The organism is Jannaschia rubra, assembly GCF_001403735.1.
GTDB classification, from domain to species: Bacteria; Pseudomonadota; Alphaproteobacteria; order Rhodobacterales; family Rhodobacteraceae; genus Jannaschia; species Jannaschia rubra.
Map to the genome: position 1 here is coordinate 110,789 of NZ_CXPG01000017.1, position 24,367 is coordinate 135,155.

At 66.3% G+C, this 24,367-nt stretch carries 20 protein-coding genes; 12 read left to right on the top strand and 8 right to left on the bottom strand.

The genetic code is table 11. The annotated features are described in order from the left end of the window. Positions 1-11: 11 nt before the first annotated feature. From glgB to rnk, 4 genes are all read right to left on the bottom strand, one after another. A complete protein-coding gene (glgB, locus tag JAN5088_RS09030; protein WP_055682507.1) occupies positions 12-2,189 on the bottom strand; it encodes a 1,4-alpha-glucan branching protein GlgB in 2,178 nt (725 codons plus the stop codon). After that, positions 2,186-5,467: a maltose alpha-D-glucosyltransferase gene (treS, locus tag JAN5088_RS09035; RefSeq protein WP_055682508.1), complete on the bottom strand. Its 3,282-nt coding sequence runs from the start codon at positions 5,465-5,467 to the stop codon at positions 2,186-2,188. Before treS ends, glgB begins: the two co-directional genes overlap by 4 nt. Continuing rightward, positions 5,464-7,434 carry an alpha-1,4-glucan--maltose-1-phosphate maltosyltransferase gene (locus JAN5088_RS09040; RefSeq protein WP_055682509.1) on the bottom strand — a complete coding sequence of 657 codons (1,971 nt, stop codon included), beginning with the start codon at positions 7,432-7,434 and terminating at the stop codon, positions 5,464-5,466. Before JAN5088_RS09040 ends, treS begins: the two co-directional genes overlap by 4 nt. 135 nt (positions 7,435-7,569) lie before the next feature. After that, positions 7,570-8,007 carry a nucleoside diphosphate kinase regulator gene (gene rnk / locus JAN5088_RS09045; protein ID WP_055682510.1) on the bottom strand — a complete coding sequence of 146 codons (438 nt, stop codon included), beginning with the start codon at positions 8,005-8,007 and terminating at the stop codon, positions 7,570-7,572. A 660-nt stretch (positions 8,008-8,667) separates the two neighbouring features. Between rnk and JAN5088_RS09050 the strand changes: the two genes are divergently transcribed. From JAN5088_RS09050 to JAN5088_RS09065, 4 genes are all read left to right on the top strand, one after another. Then, on the top strand, positions 8,668-8,946 hold the full coding sequence (locus tag JAN5088_RS09050) for a YjiS-like domain-containing protein (RefSeq protein ID WP_055682511.1): 279 nt from the start codon (positions 8,668-8,670) through the stop codon (positions 8,944-8,946). A 145-nt stretch (positions 8,947-9,091) separates the two neighbouring features. Further along, positions 9,092-9,841 (top strand): sulfite exporter TauE/SafE family protein, encoded by a 750-nt coding sequence (locus JAN5088_RS09055; RefSeq protein ID WP_055682512.1) that lies wholly within the window; start codon positions 9,092-9,094, stop codon positions 9,839-9,841. Positions 9,842-10,006: 165 nt separating this feature from the next. Next, the gene (locus tag JAN5088_RS09060) at positions 10,007-11,071 is read left to right on the top strand and encodes an AI-2E family transporter (protein ID WP_082429917.1); all 1,065 of its coding nucleotides are present in this window, start codon (positions 10,007-10,009) and stop codon (positions 11,069-11,071) included. A gap of 64 nt (positions 11,072-11,135) precedes the next feature. Continuing rightward, positions 11,136-12,029 carry a polysaccharide deacetylase family protein gene (locus tag JAN5088_RS09065; protein WP_055682514.1) on the top strand — a complete coding sequence of 298 codons (894 nt, stop codon included), beginning with the start codon at positions 11,136-11,138 and terminating at the stop codon, positions 12,027-12,029. Between the two features lie 36 nt (positions 12,030-12,065). Here the strand turns inward: JAN5088_RS09065 and uraH are convergent, their stop codons facing one another. Beyond that, positions 12,066-12,455, bottom strand: a complete 390-nt coding sequence (uraH, locus tag JAN5088_RS09070) for a hydroxyisourate hydrolase (RefSeq protein ID WP_055682515.1) — start codon at positions 12,453-12,455, stop codon at positions 12,066-12,068. Between the two features lie 247 nt (positions 12,456-12,702). On the opposite strand from uraH, the gene JAN5088_RS09075 reads away from it, so the two are divergent. The 4 genes from JAN5088_RS09075 to JAN5088_RS09090 are packed head-to-tail and all read left to right on the top strand — an operon-like array spanning position 12,703 to position 16,947. After that, the gene (locus JAN5088_RS09075) at positions 12,703-13,827 is read left to right on the top strand and encodes an ABC transporter permease (RefSeq protein WP_055682516.1); all 1,125 of its coding nucleotides are present in this window, start codon (positions 12,703-12,705) and stop codon (positions 13,825-13,827) included. Further along, a complete protein-coding gene (locus tag JAN5088_RS09080; RefSeq protein ID WP_055682517.1) occupies positions 13,827-14,615 on the top strand; it encodes an ABC transporter ATP-binding protein in 789 nt (262 codons plus the stop codon). Before JAN5088_RS09075 ends, JAN5088_RS09080 begins: the two co-directional genes overlap by 1 nt. Further along, the gene (locus JAN5088_RS09085) at positions 14,615-16,330 is read left to right on the top strand and encodes an MlaD family protein (protein WP_055682518.1); all 1,716 of its coding nucleotides are present in this window, start codon (positions 14,615-14,617) and stop codon (positions 16,328-16,330) included. Before JAN5088_RS09080 ends, JAN5088_RS09085 begins: the two co-directional genes overlap by 1 nt. Positions 16,331-16,335: 5 nt before the next feature. After that, entirely contained in the window at positions 16,336-16,947 is a 612-nt protein-coding gene (locus JAN5088_RS09090) for an ABC-type transport auxiliary lipoprotein family protein (RefSeq protein ID WP_055682569.1), read from the top strand. A 39-nt stretch (positions 16,948-16,986) separates the two neighbouring features. Here the strand turns inward: JAN5088_RS09090 and JAN5088_RS09095 are convergent, their stop codons facing one another. Beyond that, positions 16,987-18,147, bottom strand: coding sequence for a cytochrome P450 (locus JAN5088_RS09095; protein WP_055682519.1), 1,161 nt, complete (start codon positions 18,145-18,147; stop codon positions 16,987-16,989). Positions 18,148-18,644: 497 nt separating this feature from the next. On the opposite strand from JAN5088_RS09095, the gene JAN5088_RS18885 reads away from it, so the two are divergent. From JAN5088_RS18885 to JAN5088_RS09115, 4 genes are all read left to right on the top strand, one after another. Further along, complete coding sequence (locus JAN5088_RS18885) at positions 18,645-19,256, top strand: sensor histidine kinase (RefSeq protein WP_055682520.1); 612 nt, start codon at positions 18,645-18,647, stop codon at positions 19,254-19,256. 698 nt (positions 19,257-19,954) lie between these two features. Further along, on the top strand, positions 19,955-20,959 hold the full coding sequence (locus tag JAN5088_RS09105) for a TRAP transporter substrate-binding protein (RefSeq protein WP_055682521.1): 1,005 nt from the start codon (positions 19,955-19,957) through the stop codon (positions 20,957-20,959). A gap of 61 nt (positions 20,960-21,020) precedes the next feature. Further along, entirely contained in the window at positions 21,021-21,755 is a 735-nt protein-coding gene (locus JAN5088_RS09110) for a TRAP transporter small permease (protein ID WP_055682522.1), read from the top strand. A gap of 3 nt (positions 21,756-21,758) precedes the next feature. After that, a complete protein-coding gene (locus JAN5088_RS09115; protein WP_055682523.1) occupies positions 21,759-23,201 on the top strand; it encodes a TRAP transporter large permease in 1,443 nt (480 codons plus the stop codon). 11 nt (positions 23,202-23,212) lie between these two features. On the opposite strand, the gene tpiA is transcribed toward JAN5088_RS09115, so the two are convergent. Next, the gene (gene tpiA / locus JAN5088_RS09120; RefSeq protein ID WP_055682524.1) at positions 23,213-23,920 is read right to left on the bottom strand and encodes a triose-phosphate isomerase; all 708 of its coding nucleotides are present in this window, start codon (positions 23,918-23,920) and stop codon (positions 23,213-23,215) included. A gap of 37 nt (positions 23,921-23,957) precedes the next feature. Beyond that, positions 23,958-24,326: a HesB/IscA family protein gene (locus JAN5088_RS09125; protein WP_055682525.1), complete on the bottom strand. Its 369-nt coding sequence runs from the start codon at positions 24,324-24,326 to the stop codon at positions 23,958-23,960. Positions 24,327-24,367 lie beyond the last annotated feature (41 nt).

Here is a 24,367-nt window from a genome sequence, read left to right on the forward strand (position 1 = left end):
ATCTATCCGTTTCAGATGTCTGGCGTCAGGATCAGGGTTGCAAGCGGGGGCAGTGCCAACCCGGCCGAGACCGGCTGGCCGTGCCATCCCTGTCCGTCCGCGGTGATGAACCCACCGTTACCCGATCCGGTTCCGCCGTATTCGATGGCGTCGGAATTGAAGATCTCGCGCCAGGGCCCGTGCGACGGAAGGCCCACGCGGAAGTTGTCGCGCTGCACCGGCGCCATGTTGCAGATCACCGCGACCGGGGGCGCATCGTTCGCCAGCCGCAGAAAGCTGAAGACGTTGTTTTCCGCGTCGCCGCCGTCGATCCAGCGGAATCCCTCCGGGTCGCAGTCCAGCGCATGCAGCGCAGGATGGCTGCGATAGACACCGTTCAAATCCCGCACCAGCCGCTGGATGCCGGCGTGGCGTGAGTCATCGAGAAGGTGCCAGTCAAGGCTGCGGTCGTGGTTCCATTCCCGGTCCTGGGCGAACTCCGAGCCCATGAACAGAAGCTTCTTGCCTGGATGCGTCCACATCCAGCCCAGATACGCCCGGAGGTTCGCGAACCGCTGCCAGTCGTCACCGGGCATCTTGCCAAGCAGGGACCCCTTGCCGTGAACGACCTCATCGTGGCTGATCGGCAGGACGAAGTTCTCGGAAAAGGCGTAGTGCAGACCAAAGGTCATCTTGTCGTGATGCCAGCGGCGGTTGATCGGATCTTCGGCAATGTACTCGAGCGTGTCGTGCATCCAGCCCATGTTCCACTTGAAATCGAAGCCCAACCCGTCCTCGTCCACCGGACGCGACACGCCGGGAAAGGCGGTGGACTCCTCCGCGATGGTCATGCCACCCGTGCGTTGGGCGACCTGGACGTTCGCGTCGCGCAGGAAATCGATGGCGTCCAGGTTCTCGCGCCCGCCGTGGCGGTTCGGGATCCATTCGCCCGGCTCGCGCGAGTAGTCGAGGTAGAGCATGGAGGCCACAGCATCCACCCGCAGGGCATCGACGTGACATTCGTTCAACCAGTAGAGCGCCGAGGCCCGAAGGAAGTTCGAAACCTCATTGCGGCCGAAGTTGTAGATCAGCGTGTTCCAGTCCTTGTGGAAGCCGAGGCGCGGATCGTCGTGCTCATAAAGCGCGGTGCCGTCGAACCGGGCGAGACCGTGTTCGTCGGACGGAAAATGCGCCGGCACCCAGTCCATGATGACGCCGATGCCGGCGCCGTGCAGATGGTCGATCATCCCGGCGAAGTCCTGCGGGCTGCCGAAGCGGGAGGTGGGGGCGAACATGCCGATGGGCTGATACCCCCAGGACGGGGCATAGGGGTGTTCCGACAGCGGCAGGAACTCGACGTGGGTGAACCCCATGTCGTTGACGTAATCCGCCAGCAGCGGGGCGACCTCGGCATAGGACAGGACGGTGTCGCCATCGCCGCGGCGCCACGACCCCAGATGCACCTCGTAGATCGAGATGGGCTCGCTCTGCGGGTTTCCTTTGGGCCGGTCGCGCCAATCGCCGTCGGTCCAGTCGTAGCGGATCGGTCCGTCGACGATCGAGGCGGTGTCGGGGGCGCTCTCCTGCCGAAAGGACAGCGGGTCGGCCTTGAGCGGCAGGACGGCTCCCGACGCGCCGACGATCTCGTACTTGTAGACTTCGCCGCGGGACAGGCCGGGCACGAACAACTCCCACAGGCCCGCGCCGAGACGGCGACGCAGCGGGTGCCGGCGACCGTCCCAGGCGTTGAAATGGCCGACCACGCTGACGCGCCGGGCATTTGGCGCCCAGACCGCGAAGGCAGTGCCCTGCACGCCCTCATGCGTCATCGGATGCGCGCCAAGACGGGTCCAAAGCTCTTCGTGACGTCCTTCGGCGATCAGGTATTCGTCCGTCTCGCCGAGCACGGGGCCGAAACGATAAGGGTCGTCGCGGTCCCATTCATGGTCGCCCGCGCGGCAATGCAGGCGATAGGGAAACGGCTTCTTGCGACGCTTGAACGTTGTGTGAAACACGCCCTCGGGATGGATGCGCTCCATCTCGGCCAGCGGCTTCCCGGCCTCGTCCGTCACCGTCACCTCGCCCGCATCCGGGGCAAAAACGGTCAGACCGATCGCGGCGCCGTCCATATGCATGCCGAGCACGGCAAATGGATCGGACAGGCGACCGCGGACGATGGCCTCGCAGGTTTGAGTGTCGGGTCGGGTCATTCGGCATCCCCCAGGACATGCAGCATTCCGCGCAGCGGCACGTCGATCCATGCGGGGCGGAAATCCAGTTCGTATTCGACCTCATACGCACATTTATGCAGCAGATAGAGGTCCAGCAGCGCGTCTTCGAAGGCACGGTCGGTCGGGCGGATCGGCGCCCCATCGGTCGTATCGCGCCACGCGTCGAGGAACGCGCCCGAGGTCGCCATCCGCCAGTCGCGGACGCGGGACATCGCGCGGTCGCGGTCGGCCCCGGCCTCAAGCCGCCGGTCGAGCGCGGTCCAGAGGGCATAGTCGAAGCTGCGGAGCATTCCCGCCACGTCACGAAGGGCCGACGACTTGGCCTGACGATCGGCCAGGCTGCGAAGCGGCTCCCCTTCGAAGTCGATGATCGCGAGGTCGTTCTGCGCCACCAGAACCTGACCCAGATGATAGTCACCGTGAATACGGCTCGCCGCACCCGATGGTGTCATGTCACCCACGCGGTCGATCCGTGCCAGGATGTCGTCCCGCCGGTTCAACACGTCGCGCACAAGGTCGCCGGCCTCGTCCGTCAGGTCAGTGCCCGCCAGCCGATCGAGCGCGCGGTTCACGTCGCTTCGGCAATCCGCAATCAGGGTGCGAAGGCGGTCCTCGTCCATCGGCTCGGTCCCGAAGGCCCCGTCGCCCGACGCGAGCGCCAGGTGCATCTGCCCCGTCCGCTGGCCCAGCAGGGTGCCGAGGTCGATGGCCCCGAGTTGCAAGGGCCGGTCGCTTTCCGCGTCCGATCCGACTTCGCGGGCCTCCATCTCGCGGTCCAGGCCCTCGGTCACGAACGCCCAGGCGTCGCCCTGGTTCGAGACGTATTCCGACGCGGCGGCCAGCACCGTCTCGGTTCCGTCCTCGGCGATCCATCGGATCGTGCCGAGCAGCCGCGGCGTGCCGTCGAAGTCGGTCTCCTCGGTCAGGAAGCGGCCCACCTCGATGTCGGGCTGCACGCCCTCGCTGACGCGCCGGTAGAGCTTCAGGATCACCTTGTCCGAAAACGCGATGGAGGCGTTGGATTGCTCCGCTCCCAGCAGGCGCGGCTCCACGTCCGCAAGACCCTCGATCTGGCTGCCTTCGAACACGATCCGGCCGCCATTGCCCGCGACTTCGGCGCCCGAACGCATGGCGTCAATCAGGGCCCGTGCCATTTCCTCGTCGGAGGCCCCATCGATCAGGGCACCGACCCGGTTCTGACGGCGCAGCTTGCCCAAAGTCGCCGGCAGACGGGGCGACAGCGTCAGCGCGCCTTCGTCCCAGACCGCCGACAGCGGCAGGAAGTAGCTCTGCGTCTCGCCGCCCGTCTCGACCTCGGCCACCGACAGCAGGTGCTGCCCGTTGCCCAGCTCGCCCAACTGCCGCATCCGGACCTTGGTCACGCCGGCTTCCTTGCCGGCGAACCACCGTTGCAGCATTAGATAGCGCGGCAGGGTCTCGGCCTCGAATTGCCGGCCCTCCCGGCCCGACAGGGCGGTGGACAAACGGCCGTCGCGGGTCGTGATCGTCAGAAAATCCGGCAGGACCGCCGTCGCCGGCGTGTGCCATGCGGGCGCGTCCTCCTCATCCGCCAGGACGAACCAGAAGAATCCATAGGCCGGTAGCGTCAGCATGTAGGGAAGCTCCCCCACCGGGGGAAATGGCGACTGGCCGACGAGTTCCACGGGCACGCGTCCCCTCCAGCGGCTCAGGTCGATCTCGACCGCCTGCGGGGCGCGCGACAGGTTGGCCACGCACAGCACGGCGCCGTCGGCCGGATCCCCCGCCTCGACGTCCTTGCTGCGGCGGACATAGGCCAGCACCTTGCGGTTCGCCGGATAGAGCAGGTCGATCTCGCCTCGCCCGAAGACGTCGTGCTTCTTGCGGACCGTCACCATCCTGCGCATCCAGTTGAGGAACGACGACGGCGAGGCGGCCTGCGCCTCGACGTTCACGCCCTCGTAGCCATAGACCGGGTCCTGAATCGTGGGCAGGTACAGGCGCTGTGGGTCTGCGCGGCTGAAGCCCGCGTTGCGGTCGGCGGACCACTGCATCGGGGTACGGACCCCGTCGCGGTCGCCGAGGTAGATGTTGTCGCCCATCCCGATCTCGTCGCCGTAGTACATTATCGGCGTGCCCGGCATCGACAGCAGCATGGAATTCAGAAGCTCGATCTTGCGGCGGTCGTTCTGCATCAGGGGGGCAAGACGCCGGCGGATCCCCATGTTGATGCGCGCCCGCTTGTCGGAGGCATATGTCTCCCACAGGTAGTCCCGTTCCCGGTCCGTGACCATTTCAAGCGTCAGCTCGTCATGGTTGCGAAGGAAGATGCCCCACTGGCAATCCTCGGGGATCTCGGGTGTCTGGCGGATGATGTCGGTGATCGCGTGCCGATCCTCCTGCGCTACGGCCATGTACATCCGCGGCATCAGGGGGAAGTGGAACCCCATGTGACATTCGTCGCCATCCCCGAAATAAGGGCGGGTGTCCTCGGGCCACTGGTTCGCCTCGGCCAGCAGCATCCGGCCTTCGTAGTGTGCGTCGAGATCGCGCCTGATAGCCTTCAGGACGTCGTGCGTCTCGGGCAGATTCTCATTGTTGGTGCCGTCGCGTTCGACGAGATAGGGGATCGCGTCGAGCCGAAGGCCGTCCACCCCCATGTCGAGCCAGAAGTGCATGACATCCAGGACCGCGTCGATGACTTCCGGATTGTCGAAGTTCAGGTCGGGCTGGTGATCGAAGAAGCGGTGCCAGTAGAATTGTTCCGCCACCGGATCCCACGACCAGTTGCTGTCATGCGTATCGTTGAAGATCACGCGGGTCGTGTCCATCCACTGCGTGGGGTCGTCCGACCAGACGTAGAAGTCCCGCTCCGGGCTGCCCTTGGGCGCGCGGCGGGCACGCTGGAACCACTCGTGCTGGTCGCTGGTGTGGTTGATGACGAGTTCGGTTATGACCTTCAGGCCGCGGCGGTGGGCCTCGTCCACGAAGTTCTGAAAATCTTCCATGTCGCCGTACTGCGGGTTCACCGCCTTGAATTCGGCGATGTCATAGCCATCGTCGCGCAGCGGCGAAGGATAGAAAGGCAGGATCCAGATCGCGGTCGCGCCGAGCGACTGGATGTGGTCGAGACGCTGCATCAGGCCCTTGAAGTCGCCGATGCCGTCGTTGTCGGAATCCTGGAATGCCTTGACATGGCATTGATAGATCACGGCGTCCTTGAACCAGTCGGGGCGGTCTGCGGGATCTGCGGCGATTTCCTTGGAAGGGGCGTTCATCGGTCGGCTCCGGGGGGAATGAGTTTCCAGATCGCATAGGGGCGCGTCTGCGGGTCGAGCGTCAGACGGTGGTCGCGGCCATGCCAGGTGAAGGAATTGCCCTGAACCATGTCCTGCACCTCGATCGACGCCTCCGCGGGCAGGCCGAAGTTCCACAAGGGAACCTCGAACCCGAACTCGGCCGCAGAATGAGGGTCGAGAAGGACGTGAAAGAAGATCGCGTTTCCCGATGCTTCATCGTGGCGCAGCCAAGACAGGACGCGGTCGTCGTGGGCTGGGACGAACCGCAGGTTCCGCATGTCCTTCATCGCGACGTTCTCGCGCCGGATCCGGTTGATGAGGCGGATGTCGTCCTTGATGTTGTCGGGCGCGTCAGGATCGCGATGCCTGAGCTCGTATTTCTCGCTGTCGAGGTATTCTTCCTTGCCTGGCATCGGGGCGCCCTCGCAGAACTCGAACCCTGAATAGAGACCCCAGTTGCCGGCAAGCCCCGCGGCGAGGATCGCGCGCGTGCGGAAGCCCGGCCGTCCGCTCGACTGAAGCGGGATCGGGTTGATGTCGGGCGTGTTGACGAAGAAGTTGACGCGCATGTAGTCGCGGCAGTCCTGCTGCGTCAGTTCCTCCAGATAGTCCGTCAGCTCCGCCTTGGTGTTGCGCCAGGTGAAGTAGCTGTAGCTCTGATTGTAGCCCAGCTTCGCCAGGCGCTTCATCACCTTGGGGCGGGTGAAGGCCTCGGCCAGGAAGATGGCGTCGGGATGGTCGGCCCGCATCTCGGCGATCAGCCACTCCCAGAAAGGAAAGGGCTTGGTGTGCGGGTTGTCCACGCGGAAGCATAGAACGCCGTGGTCGGCCCAGAACCGGAACATGTCCAGCACAGCCCGCCAGAACGGCAGATTGGGGGCGCCGTCGTCCAGATAATAGCGGAAGTTGACAATATCCTCGTATTTCTTGGGGGGGTTCTCGGCATAGGCGATGGAGCCATCGGGCCGCCACTCGAACCATTCGGGGTGTTCCTTGACCCAGGGATGATCGGGGGACGCGTTCAGCGCGATGTCGAGCGCGATGTCGAGGCCCTGCTTCCGTGCGGCATCGACCAGATGGTCGAAATCGTCGAGCGTGCCCAGTTCGGGATGGACGGCCATATGCCCGCCGTCCTTCGATCCGATGGCATAGGGAGACCCCACGTCGTCCGGTCCGGCGGTCAGGGTATTGTTGCGGCCCTTGCGGTTCGTGCTGCCAATGGGATGGATCGGCGGAAAGTAGAGCGTATCGAAGCCCAGGTCGGTGACATAGCCCAGATGCCCCTCCACGTCGCGGAAGGTGCCATGCGTACCGGGCTGACCCATCGAGCGCGGAAACAACTCGTACCACGCCGAAAATGCGGCCGCCTCGCGGTCCACCCAGATGGGGTAGTCCGGCGATTGCGTCAGGTTCGCGCGCGGCCCGATCCGGGCCATCAGGCGGCGCGTGTCGTCCGAGGTCAACGCATCTGCCGCGCCCGGACCCTTGGCCGCCTGCCGCAATTCGCGCAGGGCGGTCAGGTCGTCGCCCTTGGCTTTCGTGGCCTTCAGGATGGCGCGTGCCTCGATCAGTTCGACATCGACGGACTGACCTGCCGCGATCTTCTTGGCCGTGTCACGCGCCCAGGTCCCGAAGATGTCGCGCCATGCGGTGATGGTGATCCGGGCCGAACCTACCGCATCGAACGCATGCGATCCGACCCACCGGTCGTTCACGTCATGGCGCAGCGAAACCTGCGTGACCTCGCGCCGGCCCGGCACCGTCACCAGAGCCATGGCGCCCAGAACCTCGTGCCCGTCGGCGAAGATGTCCGCCTCGATGGGTGTGGGCCATCCGGCCACCGCCTTGGCGGCGAACCGTCCCGCGTCCACCACGGGGCGGACCGCCTCGATGGCCAGCCGGGCGGAGGCGAGCGCGGTCGGATCGGTGGTTTCCTGTCGGTTCATGCACATCCCCCTTCGCACGCTCTTGTGGCGGGGCCTCCCATGGAGAGCCCTCGCTGTTGAACGCTCAACCGGGATCGGGGTCCATTTGTTCCGCAGGTCCGTCAGGTCGCGGCCGCCGTTCCGGCCGCGCCGGGATCACGCCTTCGCGTCGTCGGCCGGGGCCACCCGCACGACGGTCAGGGTCCGCCGCTCGTTTCCGCGCGTGTTCCAGAAGAAGGTCGCACCTTCCTTCAGGCCCAGAAGCGCCACGCCGATGGGCGTCATCACCGACACGCGCTGCCGGTCGATGTCCGCATCTTCCGGGTAGACGAGGCTCACCGACTTTTCCTGTCCGGTCGTCTCGTCGCGGTAAGTCACGACATTCCCGATCGAGACGACGTCCGGCGGCATCTTTCCCGACGGGACGATCCGGGCACGGCCGATCTCATCCAGGAGGCGGTCGGCCAGGTCGGGATTGCGCTGCATCGCACCCTCCGCCAGACCTTCGATATGGGCGAGATGGTCCGCGTCGATGACGATCTTCGGCGCCCTCGGATTGCGCGGCTTGCCGTTGGTCGAGGTGAGCGTGGTCATGGTGACAATTCCCTTGATGGAAGATGAATGGCGAAAGTGCGTTTCAAACGGGCCGTCGCAGTCGTCGGACGGCTGTTGGGCAGAGAAGGGCGCGCCGAATGTCGCCAGGAACAAGACGGGTGGCGATCATCGCTCCTCCTCGGGGCGCGAGGCGCCACCTGTTCCAGCCTGACTGCGAGGGGGCCCCGGGGGCGCGTCAGGCGCGGATGCGCCTAGGCCGCCCGGGGAAACGGGCGGTTCAGCAGGGGAAATCCAATATGGCCCGCGTGAAACGTCATGTCCTGAAGCTAGGTATCGCCCACCCCGGCGTCAATCGCGGTGTCCGGTTCGGCGGCGGTTCGTCGCCCCTTTGCCACGCTTGCGAAACTTTCGGCATTTACGTGCCGCCCGCATCGACCGCCTATTGAAAAAGGGGACGGTTCGGGCAAGATCTGCCTCATGATGCTGGTCTGTCTGCATAGAAGGTTCCTGCTGTCGGCGGGAAACCTGCTCACACGCCTCTAGCCCCGGACGGGGCGGGCTGCCGGGCCCTCTCTGTCCTCGGGGCATCCAGTTTCCACGGATCACACGAACGGGACGGCGACGTCCGCAAAGGATCCTCCGGCGGTCCGGCGCGGGCGGTCACACGTTCCGGATGGCACATCGGCACAGGAGGATGACATGTCGGTCTACATCACGAGGCAACTGCTGACTTCGGCACCGGATCAGGCGACCCGTACGCGCACGCTTGCGGTGCTCCGCCGGCGGCTGAACGCGACGCTGAGACAATGGCGCCGACGCAAGGTCGCGGCCGTCCTGCAGAAGCTCGACGACGCCACGCTCGACGATATCGGCATCGTGCGCGGCCAGATCGGGCGCTTCGTCCAGGGGCTGAACCCGCGCAACACCGCAGGGGACGCCCGGTCTGCCGCGCGCTCGTCCATGCACAAGGTCGGCTGACGATCCCGACGTCCCGCGCCGCCCCTGGTTGGCGGCGCGGGACCGTGGCCGGCGCGTCGGACGTCGCCACTCCTTTCACTGACCGTATTGCAGACCGGGACGCCGTCGCGGCATCGGGCCGCGCATCCCCGACGGAGTTCCTTTCATGCTCGAATTCCTCCTCCTCGCCGGGGCCGGGCTGGCCGCCGGGGCGCTCAACGCCGTCGCGGGCGGGGGGACGTTCCTCACCTTTCCCGTGCTCGTCTGGCTGGGCGTGCCGCCGATATCGGCCAATGCGACGGCGACGCTGACTGCCTTGCCGGGCTATCTGGGCAGCGCCTGGGGCTACCGGCATGACCTGCACGCCGAAGGGTCGCTGGGCCTGCGCGCGATCCTCCTCGTCGCGGCGTTCGGGGCGATGGCCGGCGCGCTGCTTCTGCTCGTGACCCCGGGTGATGTCTTTCGGGGCCTCGTCCCATGGCTCCTGCTCGCCGCGACAGCCCTGTTCGCTGCTGGGCCGCGCCTTCTGGCCGCGCTGGCCTCGCGCGGGGTGGGACAGGCGGGGCCGGGTCTTTCGGTCCTGGGGATCCTGGCGGTCTCGGTCTATGGCGGCTACTTCAACGGCGGGCTGGGCATCATGCTCCTCGCCATGTTCGGCCTGCTCGGTCACACCGACCTGCATGCGATGAACGGGCTCAAGAACGTATTGTCCGCGCTGCTGTCGCTTCTGTCTGCGGCCACCTTCGTCGTTGCGGGCCTGATCGCGTGGCAGCCCGCGCTGGTCCTTGCCATTGCGACGGCGATAGGTGGATGGCTGGGCGCCAGGTCCAGCCGCCGCATCCGCCGCACCGATCTTCTGCGGCTGTTTGTCGTCGCCGTAGGCGCCTTGATGACGGTGGCGTTCTTCCTGCTCTGATGGGATGCGGCCGGAACCGGATGCCGGGGCCGGGGATTTGCCTCCAGCCATCGCTCCGTAATCCATATCGCCGGAAAGTCGATCCATGCCGAACGCTCTTCCCCGCCGTTGCGGGCGGCGCCCGCCATCCATCAGCGTTATCAGGTCCGCCGGTCGGCACCGAAGATGATGCGCCCCGTTCCCGACCGGGCCACGCATGGCCCCTTGGGCGTTGCCCTGATCGTGCTGGTCGCAGCTGTTCTTCTCGTTCTGGCCTGGATGCTCTCCTACGTTTTGCTCGTTGCGTTCATGGGCGTTTTGATCGCCGTTCTCCTGCGACATTCGGCATGCGCCATCGCCCGACATACGCCACTGTCCGCGAGGATGTCGGTCGGTCTGATCGTTGTCGCGGCTGTGGCGGTCGGCACGGCTTTCGTCATGACCTTCGGCCCCCGTATCACGTCCGAGATGGAACAGATCGGGCAGATCCTGCCCGAAGCGGCCAGAACGGTCGCGGACGCGCTGCAAGACCGGTCATGGGGAAAATACCTCCTGAACAACATTCCGGGTGGCGATGCCGGTCCCGACCTGAACCTGTTCGGCGCCATAGGCGGGACGCTTTCGACGGTGATCAGTGTGGCGACGAACGTGCTCGTGTTGATCGCCGTGGCGATCTTCCTCGCGCTCGATCCGCAGCTTTACCGTCGCGGGGTCCTCCACCTCATGCCGCTGTCGCAACGTGATCGGGCGGAGGAGATCCTGGATGCGCTCGGCTACAACCTCTGGCTCTGGCTTCAGGGGCAGCTTCTCGACATGGCGGTGGTCGCCGTCCTGACCGGGGCCGGGCTCTGGCTGATCGGGGTGCCGCTTTCGATCACGCTCGGCCTGATCGCGGGCATCACCAACTTCATTCCCTATGTAGGCCCCTTCATCTCGGGCATCCCCGCCGTCCTGATCGCCTTCGCGAACGAACCGTCGGACGCGCTGTGGGCCGCGGGGGTGTTCCTCCTCGTCCAGCAGTTCGAGGGGAACATCCTGATGCCCGTCATCCAGAAACGCGTGGCCTCCCTGCCGCCGGCGCTCAGCGTCCTCGCGATCGTGGCCTTCGGCGTCCTGTTCGGGTTCATCGGGTTGCTGGTGGCGACGCCGCTGCTGCTGGTGGTGATCATCCTGATCAAGATGATCTACGTCGAGGACATTCTGGGCGACCATTCCGTCGCCCCGCCCGAAAGCGCCGAGGACGACCGTTGACCGGGGTGGACCGGTTCCATCTCGCCCCTACCTCCCGCTGTCCCGACCCCGACCGGAGACTACGATGACACTGTCCCACCACGGCCGCTATGCGTTCAAGCCGATCACCGAACGGCCCGACTTCACCTGGCCCGAGGGGCGGCGCCTGGCCATCTATGTGGCGATCAATGTCGAATGGTTCGCATTCGACGAGGAGGGCGGCGCCGTGCTGGCCCAGGCCAACGATATGCCCGACGTCCTGAACTACGCCTGGCGGGACTACGGCAACCGGGTTGGCATCTGGCGGATGCTGGAGCTGCTCGACCGGCTGGAACTGCCGTCGGCCGCGCTGCTGAACGCCGAAGTCTGCGATCAGGCGCCGCAGATCGTCGATGCCTTCGTCGCCCGCGGGGATGAGATCGTGGCCCACGGCCGCACGAATTCCATTGCGCCGGGGCAATTGTCCCGTGCGGATGAGAAGGCGATGATCGAAGGCGCGCGGGACCGGCTGGCGCGGGCGACCGGAACGGTGCCGCGCGGATATCTCGCACCGTTGATTTCCGAGTCCGTCCATACGCCGGACCTGCTCGACGAACTCGGGTTCTCCTACCTCATGGACTGGGCGCATGACGAACAGCCGGTCTGGTTCGACACGCAGACATCCAAGGGCGCAGGGCGCATCCTGTCTGTGCCCTATCCGCAGGAACTCAACGACGTGCCGCAGATCGTCGGTCGACGCCAGGAGGGGGCCGGATTTGCAGACATGATCCGCTCGGCCTTCGAGGTGCATCTGGCGGAATGCGCCACCCGCCCCTCCGTCATGGGCATCGCGCTGCATCCTTATCTCATGGGGCAGGCGCATCGCTTCGCACATCTGGCGAAGGTTCTGACCGACCTGAAGGAAAAGGCCGGCCCGGAGGTCTGGTTCACGACACCGGGCCGGATCGACCGGCACTGGCGGGGTCTGGATCCGGGTTGACCCGCCGCCCGACGCGGGGCCGGGCGGCGGGACGGATCAATTGCCCAGATAGGTCGAATAGCCGTAGGCGCTGACCAGTACGGGGACGTGATGATGCCGGTCAGTGTCCGAGACGGCGAAGGTCACGTCGATCTCCGGGAAGAACGCATCGGGGCCGAAGTCGTCATAGGCCGTCATGTCGAAGACCAGTCGATAGGTCGCGGCCTCCGTCGTGATGTCGAAGCCTTCGACGCGGCCGTTGTCCTGCGTGGTGCCGGTGCCGATCTGCTCCCAGCCGTCGCCGCTCCGCATTTCCAGCGTCACCGGAATGCCGGTACCGCCCATTCCGGTCGAGATGTCGAGGACGTGGGTCGAGATGTCTTCGGCCAGCGCCGGCGCCGCGGCCAGCAGGGTTACGGCGGTACAGGCGGTCAGGAGGGTCTTCATGAAATGTCCTTTCGGTCGGGGTACGGGGTGGAACGCGTCGCCGTGCCTAACCGATCCGCTTTCTTTCCCGCCTGAACCTTCGTCCCCAGCCTGAAAATCGTGTTGGGGCTTGCCATCCCGGCGGAAGAGATAGGTAGTGGCCCGGATCCGCTCCTTCAGACGCATGTCGGGAGGCGACGCTTCACCCGGACCGTTCCGCGCGGTATCCGACGACCCGGACGCTTGACCGACAGGGAGCCAGGCACGAATGAACTCCCCCCGAGCGCCCGAAGACGCGGTCCGCGCGCGGATCGAGCTGTCCGAGGGGACGGTCGACCTGTCGGGCGACCTCGTGATCGAGACGATCGCCGATCTGTCGCATGACGTGGGCGGTGCGCGCCGGATCGACCTGAGCGATGCCGGACGGATCGACTCCGCAGGCGCCTGGTTCGTGCTGGACCTGGCGGGCCGTATCGAGGGGGCCGATGCCGACCATCCCCCCATCGACGGGGCGAACGACGCGCAGCGGCAGATCCTCGACACCGTCCGTCGCAACATGCCGCCTGCCGAGAAATCCGGGGACAAGCGCGTCACGATGCTCGACCGGCTGGAGGCTTTCGGCCGCCGGACCGCCGAAGCCGGTCGTATCGCGGTCGAACTGACGGCGTTCCTGGGGCAGGTGGTGGCGACGCTGGGCGCTCTCGTCATCCATCCGCGCAGGCTGCGGCTCACCTCGCTGGTCCACCATATGCAGGAGGTGGGGCTGAACGCCGTGCCCATCGTCGCGCTGATGGCCTTTCTCATCGGCGTCGTGCTGGCGTTCCAGGGTGCGAGTCAGCTTCGCCAGTTCGGAGCCGAGGTCTTCGTGGTCGATCTGATCGCGATCTCCGTCCTGCGCGAACTCGGTATCCTGCTGACCGCGATCATCGTGGCGGGGCGGTCCGGCTCGGCCTTCACGGCCTCCATCGGCGCGATGAAGATGCGCGAGGAGGTGGATGCGATGCGGACGTTGGGCCTCAACCCCATCCAGATCCTCGTGGTGCCGCGCGTGCTGGCGCTCATGCTGATGCTGCCGGTTCTCGGGTTGATCGCGGACCTCTCGGGCCTCATCGGCGGTGCGATGATGTCGTGGATCGAACTCGGCGTCTCGCCCGCGGTTTTCCAGTCGCGGCTGGTGGCGAATACCGACGTCTGGCATTTCGTCGTGGGCCTGATAAAGGCGCCGTTCTTTGCGCTCATCATCGGGATCATCGGCTGCTACGAGGGGATGAAGGTCGGCGGCAACACCGAATCCCTCGGTCGCCTCACCTCCACCTCGGTCGTCTTGTCGATCTTCATGGTGATCGTGGTGGACGCGGTCTTCTCGGTCTTCTTCGCGGTGGTGGGGGTCTGATGGCGGAGGAGGAGCCCATCATCAAGGTGCGGGGGCTGGTCAAGGCGTTCGGCGATCATGTCGTCCACGACGGCGTGGACCTCGACGTGCGCCGGGGCGAGATCATCGGCATCGTCGGCGGATCGGGGACGGGCAAGTCGGTGCTGCTGCATCAGATCGTAGGCCTGCTGAAACCCGACGCGGGCCGGATCGAGGTCTTCGGCGAAAGCGTGCGCGACACCTCGGACGAGGAATACCGCCGCCTGCGCCGCCGCTGGGGCGTGATGTTCCAGGACGGCGCGCTATTCTCGTCGCTGACCGTGCGTCAGAACGTCGAGGCGCCGATGCGCGAACAGATGAATCTGCCCGACGACCTGCGGGAGACGCTGGCCGGCATCAAGGTGCGCATGGTGGGTCTGCCGGAGAACGCCCACGACAAGTATCCGTCAGACCTGTCCGGCGGCATGCGCAAGCGTGCGGGGCTCGCCCGCGCCATTTCGCTAGACCCCGAGATCGTCTTTCTCGACGAGCCGACGGCGGGGCTCGACCCCATCGGTGCGGCCGACTTCGACACGCTGATCCGGGAGCTTCAATCGGCTCTCGGCCTGACCGTCTTCATGGTGACGCACGATCTGGACTCGCTGCACGCGATCTGCGACCGCATAGCGGTGCTGGCCGACAAGAAGGTGCTGGCCGTCGGAACGATGGCCGAGATGCTGGAGATCGACCACCCCTGGGTGCGCGAGTACTTTCACGGCCCCCGCGCGCGCGCGGCCCAAGGCAAACCCCGACCGGACGAGGTGGATTGATGGAAACCCGCGCGAACTTCATTCTGATCGGGGCGTTCACACTGGCCGGCATAATCGGCACGCTGCTCTTCTTCGTGTGGCTCGCCAGCGTGCAGATCGACCGACAGTACGAATCCTACGGCATCCTGTTCGATGATGTGTCGGGTCTGGACGCCTCGGGGAACGTGTCCTTCAATGGTATTTCGGTCGGCAGGGTCATCGCGCTCCGCATCTCGGAGGATGACGGATCGAAGGTTCTCGCCACGATCGAGGTGGATGCCTCCACCCCCGTGCGCGAGGATACGGTGGCGCAGCTTTCGTCGCAGGGCGTGACCGGGGTGGCTTATGTCTCGCTCAGCAACAGCCGTGCCGAGGCCCCGCCGCTGACCGCCCCGGAGGGGGAGCTGCCGATCATTCCGTCCCGGCGGTCGACCGTGCAGGCGCTGGTCGAGGATGCGCCCGACCTGATTTCGGAGGCGACGAACCTGCTGACCCGATTCCAAGAAATCGCGGGGCCTGAAAATCAGACCTATGTGACGAACATCCTTCGCAATCTCGACGCCGCATCCGGCGGGTTGGAACAGGCGCTGACGGATTTCTCGGAGATCTCGAATACGGTGGGCGAGGCTACGGCACAGATCGGTGATTTCACCAACCGGCTCGACACCATCGGGGAAGCGGTCGAGACGACGCTCGGCAACGCGGACGAGACGCTGAACTCCGCCACCAGTGCCTTCGACGCGGCCGAGACCACGATGAACGCATCGCTGTCGGCCATCGACAGCGCGGGCGAAGCCTTCCGCCAGGCCGAGACGATCATGCGCGACCAGGTGCCCGGCATCGTGACCCGGATCTCCGAGACCACCGACACGCTGAATGCGGCTGTCACCGACCTGTCGGCGCAGGCCGGCAGCACGCTGGGCGGGTTCGAGCAGACGGCCGACCTTCTGAACGCGCGCCTGGCCGAGTTGGAGACGACTCTGGCGGAAGCGGACGCCGCCTTTGCGGCCGTGACCGAAGCCTCCGACAGCTTCGACACCCTGGTCGACGTCGACGGTACGGAATTCATAGCGGAAGCACGGGCGGTCCTGACCGAGATAAGTTCGGCCGTCGCGACCATCGAGACGGTGATCGACGAGGACGTCCCCGTCGTCGTTGCAGACATCCGCAGCGCGGTCGCCACGGCGTCGGCCGCGGTCGAGCGGGTGGCGACCGACCTGACCGATGCCACGGGTCAGCTCGACCCGCTGGCCATCGACGCGCGTGCCGCCCTGACATCCGCCACGCAGGTTTTCGACCGCGCGACGCAGACGCTGAACCGTCTGGAAGGCTCGCTCGACGTCGCGGACGGGGCACTGGTTTCGGCGCAATCGGCCTTCGACGGCGCGACCGATGTCCTGTCGACCGATCTTGGCCCGGCGATGAACGACATCCGTTCGGCCGCCGGCCGGATCGAGACGGCGGCGGGTCAGGTGTCCGACGACCTTCCGGCGATCACCAGCGACCTTCGTTCACTCATCGCCCGTGCCGACGACGTGGTCGCGCAGGTGCAATCGAGCGTCGCCGGCGCCGCGCCGGGTCTGCAGAACTTCACGAACAACAGCCTGCCCGAACTCGGCCGACTGGCGAACGAGGCGCGGGGGCTGGTCCAGTCGCTCAATCAGCTGGTGCGCCGCGTCGAACGCGATCCGGCGCGGTTCCTGCTCGACGAACGTGTGCCCGAATACCGGAGGTGACCGACATGACATTGCCCAACCTGACCCGTCGCGCGGCCCTTCTGGGGGCGGCGGCCAGCCTTGGCGGATGCTCCGCCATCTCGTCGCTGAACGCGGCGGCCACGGTGCTTGCCACCTACGACCTGACACCTGCTCCCGGGTCGACGGCAGGCGCGCGGTCCGGCCGGACGCTCGTAGTGGCCCGCCCGCAGGCGGGCGCTGCGATCACGACCGACCGTATCCTGATCAAGCCGAACCCCCTGTCGGTGACCTATCTTCCCGATGCCCGCTGGCCGGACGAGGCTCCGGCGTTCCTGCAGACGCTGCTCATCCGGTCGATCGCGGATACCGGGCGCATCGGCTACGTCGGCCCGGCAGAGGGCGGGCCGGTGCCCGACCGCGCCCTGCTGACGCGGATGGATGCCTTCCAGGTGGAGGTCAGGGGAGAGGCGTTCCTCGTGTCCGTCGCCCTCTCGCTCACCGTCCTGAGCGACAGCGACCAGCGCGTGATTGCCACGCGCGCCTTTCGCCATTCGGCACCGGTGGTGGATGACAGTCCACTCGCCATCGTCGCCGGGTTCCAGGCCGTCATGGACGCGCTGCTGCCGCAGATGGCGAACTTCGCCCTCGCGGCCTGACGCGGGGCGGGTCGGTCGACGCGGGCTTCCGGCCGGCCGTCACCCTGCCGTGACATCCAATCTTTCCAGGCCATGGAAATGATAGATGTCCGCATATCGCGGCGGCGCCGTCACCCGCAGGCGGGGGCACCGCTCGGTCAGGACGCGGAGCGCCAAGAGCAGTTCCAGCCGGGCCAGCGGCGCGCCGAGGCAGAAATGCAGCCCGGCACCGAAGCTGTGATGGACGGGCGCATCGGGATAGCGCGCGGGGTCCAGACGGTCGGGGTCGAGATAGACCCCCGGGTCGCGGTTCGCTGCCGCGAGCAGCAGCCCAACCCTGTCGCCGCGCGCGAAGCGGTGGCCGAAGATCTCCACCTCCTCCGTAACGTAGCGGGCGAACATGTGCAGCGGCGCGTCGTGGCGCAGCACCTCCTCGATCAGGTCGTCCGTCACCGTCGCCCCCCAGAGGTTCGCCGCACAGAGCCCCGCGACGCTGTTGCCCAAGGTGTGCACCGTCGCCTCGTGCCCCGCGTTGAGCAGCAGGATGCACGTCGCGTTGACCTCGGGCCGCGTCAGCCTTCCCTCCGCCTCGACGCTCAGAAGCTGCGCGATCAGGCTGTCGGGCGGGGGCGCGCGGAACACGCGGTCCAGATAAGCGGTAAAGTCGCGCGCGGCCCCTGCGGCGGCGACCTCATCCGCATGGGTGCGACGGGCCTGATACATCCCGACCATGGCGTTCGACCAGGCGAGCAGATGCGGAGCATCCTCCTCCGGCACGCCGAGAAGACGGGCGATGACGCGGACGGGCAGGGGTCGGGCGAAGGCGTCGAGCAGGTCGAATTCGCCTGCGGGGAATCCGTCTATCAGCTCATGGGCCAGCGCCGCGATCTCGGGTGCCAGCGCCGCGATCCGGCGCGATGTAAAGGTTCGCAGGACCTGACCACGCAGGGCGGTGTGACGCGGCGGCTCAAGCTCCAGCATCGAATGGTCCTCGACCGCCCAGAACCCCGCCTGATGATCGGGACGCGCTGGCGGGCACGGGTCTTCGCGTCCGAACCGGCGGTCGCGCAGCAGCATTCCCACAGCTGAATGGGACGCGGCCATGGGCATGTCATAATCGATCCAGAAGGCAAGCGGCCCGGCTCTGCGCAGCCGGTCGTAGAACGGCCAGGGGTTCTGGACGAAGGCCGGATCGGTCGGCGACTGCGACAAGCGTTCCATTCCCTGACATTCCGCGGCACGACGGTCGCGTCAAGACTTGGCGCCTATGGATTGCGGCCTAATTTTCCGATCATGGAGCGTGCGCTTCCGATCCGTCGGTCCCTTCTCGCCGCGACCCTCGTCGCCCCAGCGGTGTAATGGGCAACGCCGGGAACCGCGCCCGACACGCCGTACGCCAAGGACCGCTCCGACCTGAGCCTCGCGGACGACCGGTTGCCGCTGGAATTGCAACGATCGCGCGAGCGGGCAGCGATGCTGTCGAAGGACCGGAGCGTCCTCCTGTCCATCGAGCGCACGCCGGACATCATCTATGGCGAAGCGTGACTGCGGTCGGGGGCGTCGGACATCCTGCTGCTGCTGAGCGACGGCCAGGTCGCCGCCAGCGCCTCCGGACGGTGCGGCGACATGGGAGGCGCGCCATACATGACCCGCGCGCTTCAGGGCGCCTTGGGAGCCCGGTCGATCTCGGACGGACGCATCTTCGATCATGCCGCCCCATGTTGGATAACGCCGGCCTCATCGCGGGGGCGTTCCTCGCACTTCGAAACCCGGAGGGCAGGGGTAACAACCTCGGCCGCGTCGACGATCTGGCCGTCCGCATGGGGCGCATCATCCGCAACCTGTCCGCCTTCGCCCGCGCCGAGCCGCAACCCGCCGACCCGACCGATCTGGCGCAGGTAATCGGGGCCGCGCTGGAGATCACAGAGACGCGGCGCCGGGAGGCCGGCGTGCAGATCCGGCTGGACCTGCCTGCATATCCCGTCATCGCGATGGGCGGCGAGATGCGGCCGGGGCAGGTGGTGGCGAACCTGATCGCCAAGGCCGTGGACGCCGTGGCGGGGCGCGACGACGCACGGCTGACCGTGACGCTGCGATCCGACCCGCCCCGGATCACGGTCCGCGACACCGGGTCCGGCCTGGCGAACCCGGCGGAGATCTTCGATCCCGTCTACACGACGAAGGAGATGGGGGTGGAGCTTGGGTTGGGGCTGCCGATCGACTATGGCATTGTGTCGGGCTTCGGCCGCACCATCCGGGGGCGCAACACGGGGGAGGGCGCGGAGTTCACCGTGGAGTTGTTGCCCACCCCGCAAGGGATCGCGGCATGACCGGTGTCCCGCGGTGGAGGACGAGCTGAGCGTGCGCGAAGCGCTTTAGCAGACACTGGACTTGGCGGACTTGCCGCGGGCGCAGGCGGGCGGCTTCGTCGCCGCGCGGCCCCGCCTGACCCGCGATTTGGCCGGTGTGGTGTCCAGCGACATCCGGTGCTGTTCCCGCACTACCTGAACCTTGCCGGCGAACATGTGGATACCCCCGTGCCCGAGGTTCCGTCCGACATGCAGGCCCGGCGGATGGCGCGCGACCGGCCGGGCAATGCGCGGGGCCTGATGAACCGCACCATGCGGTTCGCCACGGGACTGGAGGACGAGACGGGGACGCCGCGTGCGGGGCTTGCCGCGCGGATGCGCGCGGTGGAACGGTCGTTCCTGATCGAGACGCTGATGCGGCACGGCGGGCAGCGATCTCGATCTGCCGCGCGAAACGTTCTACGACAAGCTCGCCCGACATGGCCTGCGACGAAAGGATTGCCGGCGGGTTTGACCTGTCCGGATTCCCGCACAGGGGATGGGGAAAGACCGTGCAAAAAACCGCACTCGATGTGGTTTTCACATGAGGATCAAGCTGTAGATGACTGATACAGAGGCCGAATGTTCGCAGGCAAGTTCCCGCTTTACCCAGCCTTCCCGCCTGATAACCTTCGGGGCAAGCGCTTCCCTCGGGGGGCGTGCCAACAGGGAGAAATACAATGAAGCTGCTGACAACCGCCGCGACGGCGCTTGCCCTTTCGGTGACCGCGCAGGCCGCCTTCGCCGCCTGCGACGACGGTGAGATCGTCGTCAAGTTCGCCCATGTCACCAACACCGACAAGCATCCGAAGGGCATTGCAGCGTCGCTGTTCCAGGACCGCGTGAACGAGGAGATGGACGGCACGATGTGCGTCGAAGTCTTTCCGAACTCGACCCTCTATGACGACGACCAGGTGCTCGAGGCGATGTTGCAGGGCGATGTCCAGATGGCGGCGCCGTCGCTGTCGAAGTTCGAGACCTTCACCAAGGTCTTCCAGGTGTTCGACCTGCCGTTCCTGTTCCCGGACATCGCCGCCGTCGATGCCTTCCAGCAAGGCGAGACCGGGCAGGCAATGCTCGACTCGATGCAGCGGCGCGGCCTTCAGGGGCTGGGGTTCTGGCACAACGGCCTCAAGCAGATGTCTGCCAACAAGCCGCTTCTGGTGCCCGAGGACGCGGCGGGGCTCAAGTTCCGCATCCAGCCGTCCGACGTGATCGTGGCGCAGATGGAGGCGATCGACGTGTCGCCGCAGCCGATGGCGTTCTCGGAGGTCTACGGCGCGCTTCAGACCGGCGTCGTGGACGGACAGGAGAACACCTGGTCCAACATCTACGGCCAGAAGTTCTTCGAGGTTCAGGACGGCATCACCGAGACGAACCATGGCGCCCTTGACTATCTGGTCGTGTCTTCGGTCGATTTCCTCGACAGCCTGGAGCCGGAGGTCCGCGACCAGATGCTGACCATCCTGTCGGAGGTCACGGAGGAGCGGAACGCGGCCGTCACCGAAGTGGATGCCGAAGCGCGCCAGTCGATCATCGACGCCGGCGGGGAGATCCGCGAGTTGACCCCGGAGCAGCGCCAGGCCTGGGTCGATGCGATGAAGCCTGTGTGGGAGCAGTTCTCGGACGGCATCGGTCAGGACGTCATCGACGCCGCCGTCGCTGCCGGCGAGCAGCAGGGCTGATCCACGCGTCCGGTCCGGGCCGCACGACGCGGCCCGGCCATCTCCGCCGAAAGGAAAAGGCATGGCCACGCGATACGAGCCGACAGGCCGCCTGGGCCGCATCGTCAACACCCTGGAGGAAAGCATGATCGCCTTCCTTCTGGGGGCGATGACGCTTCTGACTTTCGTGAATGTCGTGTTGAGATACCTGTTCAACCATTCGATGATCTGGTCGCTCGAGGTCATCCTGATCCTGTTCGCCTGGCTCGTGATCTTCGGCGTCAGCTATGCCTTCAAGATCACCGCGAACCTGGGCGTCGATGCCGTCACCGCGATCCTTCCCGACCGGGGCAGGCGGATCGCGGCGATCGTCGCGGCGCTCATCACCATCGCCTATGCGCTGCTCCTGCTGAAGGGGTCATGGGATTACTGGGCGCCTTTTGCCGCGTTGGAACGGACCAGCGGCAAGTGGTTTCCGACGGGATTCGACGAGCGGACGCGCGATCAGGCGTTCTACGTGACCGAGCAGGTCCCGCAGGTGCGCTGGCTGTTCGGCTGGCTCGAGCCATTGATCAACCAGGGCGAGGTCTACGAAAAGCTGCCGCGCGTGGTGCCGTATGTGATCCTGCCCGTGGGCTCCGCGCTGATCCTGTTCCGGGTGGTTCAGGCGACCATCGGCATCCTTCGCGGCACCCGCGCCAGCCTGATCGTCAGCCATGAAGCCGAGGATGCCGTCGCCGAGGTCGTCGCCGCCCGCGAGGGCAAGCAGACGGTCGATATCTACAGCAGCCATCTTCCCCCCTCCGAAAGGACCTGAGCCGTGGAAGTCGTCCTCCTGTTCGTGATGATCGTGGGGTTGCTGCTGATCGGCGTTCCGATCGCGGTCTCGCTGGGTTTCAGCTCGATCCTGTTCCTGCTGGCCTTCTCCGACACGTCGCTCGCCAGCATCGCGCAAAGCTTCTATCAGGCGATGGAGGGGCACTATACGCTGCTCGCCATCCCGTTCTTCATCCTCGCGTCGTCCTTCATGTCAACTGGGGGCGTCGCGCGGCGGATCATCCGGTTTTCCATTGCCTGCGTGGGTCACCTCCGCGGCGGGCTGGCCATCGCCGGGGTCTTTGCCTGCATGATGTTCGCGGCCCTGTCCGGGTCGTCGCCCGCCACCGTGGTCGCCATCGGCACGATCGTCATCGCGGCGATGCAGCAGGCGGGCTATACCAAGGAGTTTGCGGCCGGCGTCATCTGCAACGCAGGCACGCTGGGCATCTTGATCCCGCCCTCCATCGTGATGGTCGTCTATGCCTCAGCCACCGATGTGTCGGTCGGTCGCATGTTCCTGGCGGGCGTCATTCCGGGCCTGCTGGCCGGTCTGATGCTGATGATCACGATCTACGTCATCGCCGTTCACCGCAACATGCCCAAGGGCGACTTCGCCGGCTGGGGCGAGGTCGGCGACAGCTTCCGCGACGCATTCTGGGGGCTGATGCTGATCGCGATCATCATGCTTGGCATCTACGGCATCCCCGGCGTGACCGGCGCGATCTTCACGCCGACCGAGGCGGCGGCGGTGGCATCGGTCTATGCCTTCGTGGTGGCGATGTTCGTCTACCGCGACATCGGCCCCCTTCGCGCGCGACCGGCGCAGTCGGTAGGGGCGGCGGTGGTCGACGGCCCACTTCATGCGCCCGTCGGCACGCCGAAGTCGCTCCTGTCAAATCCGCAGGCATTGCTCACCGCGTTCTTCCATCGCGACACGCGCGATACCCTGCTCGACGCAGGCAAGCTGACGATCACGCTCATGTTCATCATCGCCAACGCGCTGATCCTCAAGCACGTCCTCACCGACGAACAGATCCCCCAATCCATCGCCGCCGCGATGCTGGGCACGGGCCTCGGGCCGATCACCTTCCTGATCGTGGTGAACGTGATCCTGCTGATCGGCGGTCAGTTCATGGAGCCTTCGGGCCTTCTGGTCATCGTCGCGCCGCTGGTCTTCCCCATCGCGATCGAGCTGGGCATCGATCCGATCCATCTGGGCATCATCATGGTCGTGAACATGGAGATCGGGATGATCACCCCGCCCGTCGGCCTGAACCTGTTCGTCACCTCGGGCGTGGCCGGCATGTCGATGATGGCGGTCGTCCGGGCGGCACTGCCGTTCCTTGCGGTGCTGTTCGTCTTCCTGATCATGGTGACCTACATCCCGATCCTGTCGACATGGCTGCCGACGCTGGTGATGGGCCCGGAAATCATCATCAAATAGCGGCGAGCGCCTCAGCTTTCCGCCAGCGCCTTGACGATGGGAAGGAAATCCGCGGCCGCGAGGCTGGCGCCGCCGACCAGCGCACCGTCGACGTTGTCGAGTGCGAACAGGTCGGCCGCGTTCCCGGCCTTGACCGACCCGCCGTAGAGCAGGCTGAACCCCGGCCCGACGCGCGCGCGCAGGGCATCATGAACCTCGGCCACCTGATCCGGGGTGGCGACCTTCCCGGTGCCGATGGCCCAGACGGGTTCATAGGCGATGACCGTGTTGTCCGGGGTCGCGCCGCTCGGCAGCGATCCGTCCATCTGGCTGCGAAGGACGTCCAGCGTCTCGCCCGCCTCGCGCTGCGCCAGCGTCTCGCCCAGGCACAGGATCGCGGTCAGGCCCACGGACCAGGCCGCTTCGGTCTGCGCCCGCACATCGGCGTCGCTCTCGCCATGGTCGGCGCGGCGCTCGGAGTGGCCGGTGATGCACCAGGTCGCGCCTGCGTCGGCCAGCATGGGCGCCGAAATGTCGCCGGTATGCGCGCCCGACGTGCTGGCATGGCAATACTGGCCGCCGAGGGCCACACCCAGGGCCGACATGGGCACCAGAAGCGTGGCAGGAGGACAGATGACGACCGTGCACCCATCGGCGCCGGACGCGATGGCCCGCGCTTCCTCGACCGAGGCGCGCAGGCCGTTCATCTTCCAGTTACCGGCGGCGATCTTTCGGGTCATGGCATCCTCCTCGGGGGTATTCCGAGGGGATAGCACGTCAGGCGTCATTGCCCAGCTTTTCGTCGAACTTGATCGACTCGCCACAGCCGCAGGCGTCCACAACATTCGGGTTGCGGAACCGGAAGCCGGATTCGAGAAGCGAGGTCTCGTAATCGATCTCGGTCCCGAACAGGAACATCTGCGCCATGGGCGCGATCAGGACGCGCGCGCCGCCGTCGACCTCGACGACCTCATCGTGGACCTCGGCCTCGGCGACGTAGTCCATGGTGTACTCCATGCCCGCACAGCCGCCCTTCTTGACCCCGATCCGAAGACCGGCGGCATCGCGTTTCGCCATCAGACGCGCGATCTGCGCGGCGGCGGCGGGTGTGACGGTGACGGGCGATTGACCGGGAATGGCAAACATGGGCAGGGCCTCCTCGATCCTTTACCTAGGCGCACGGGCGC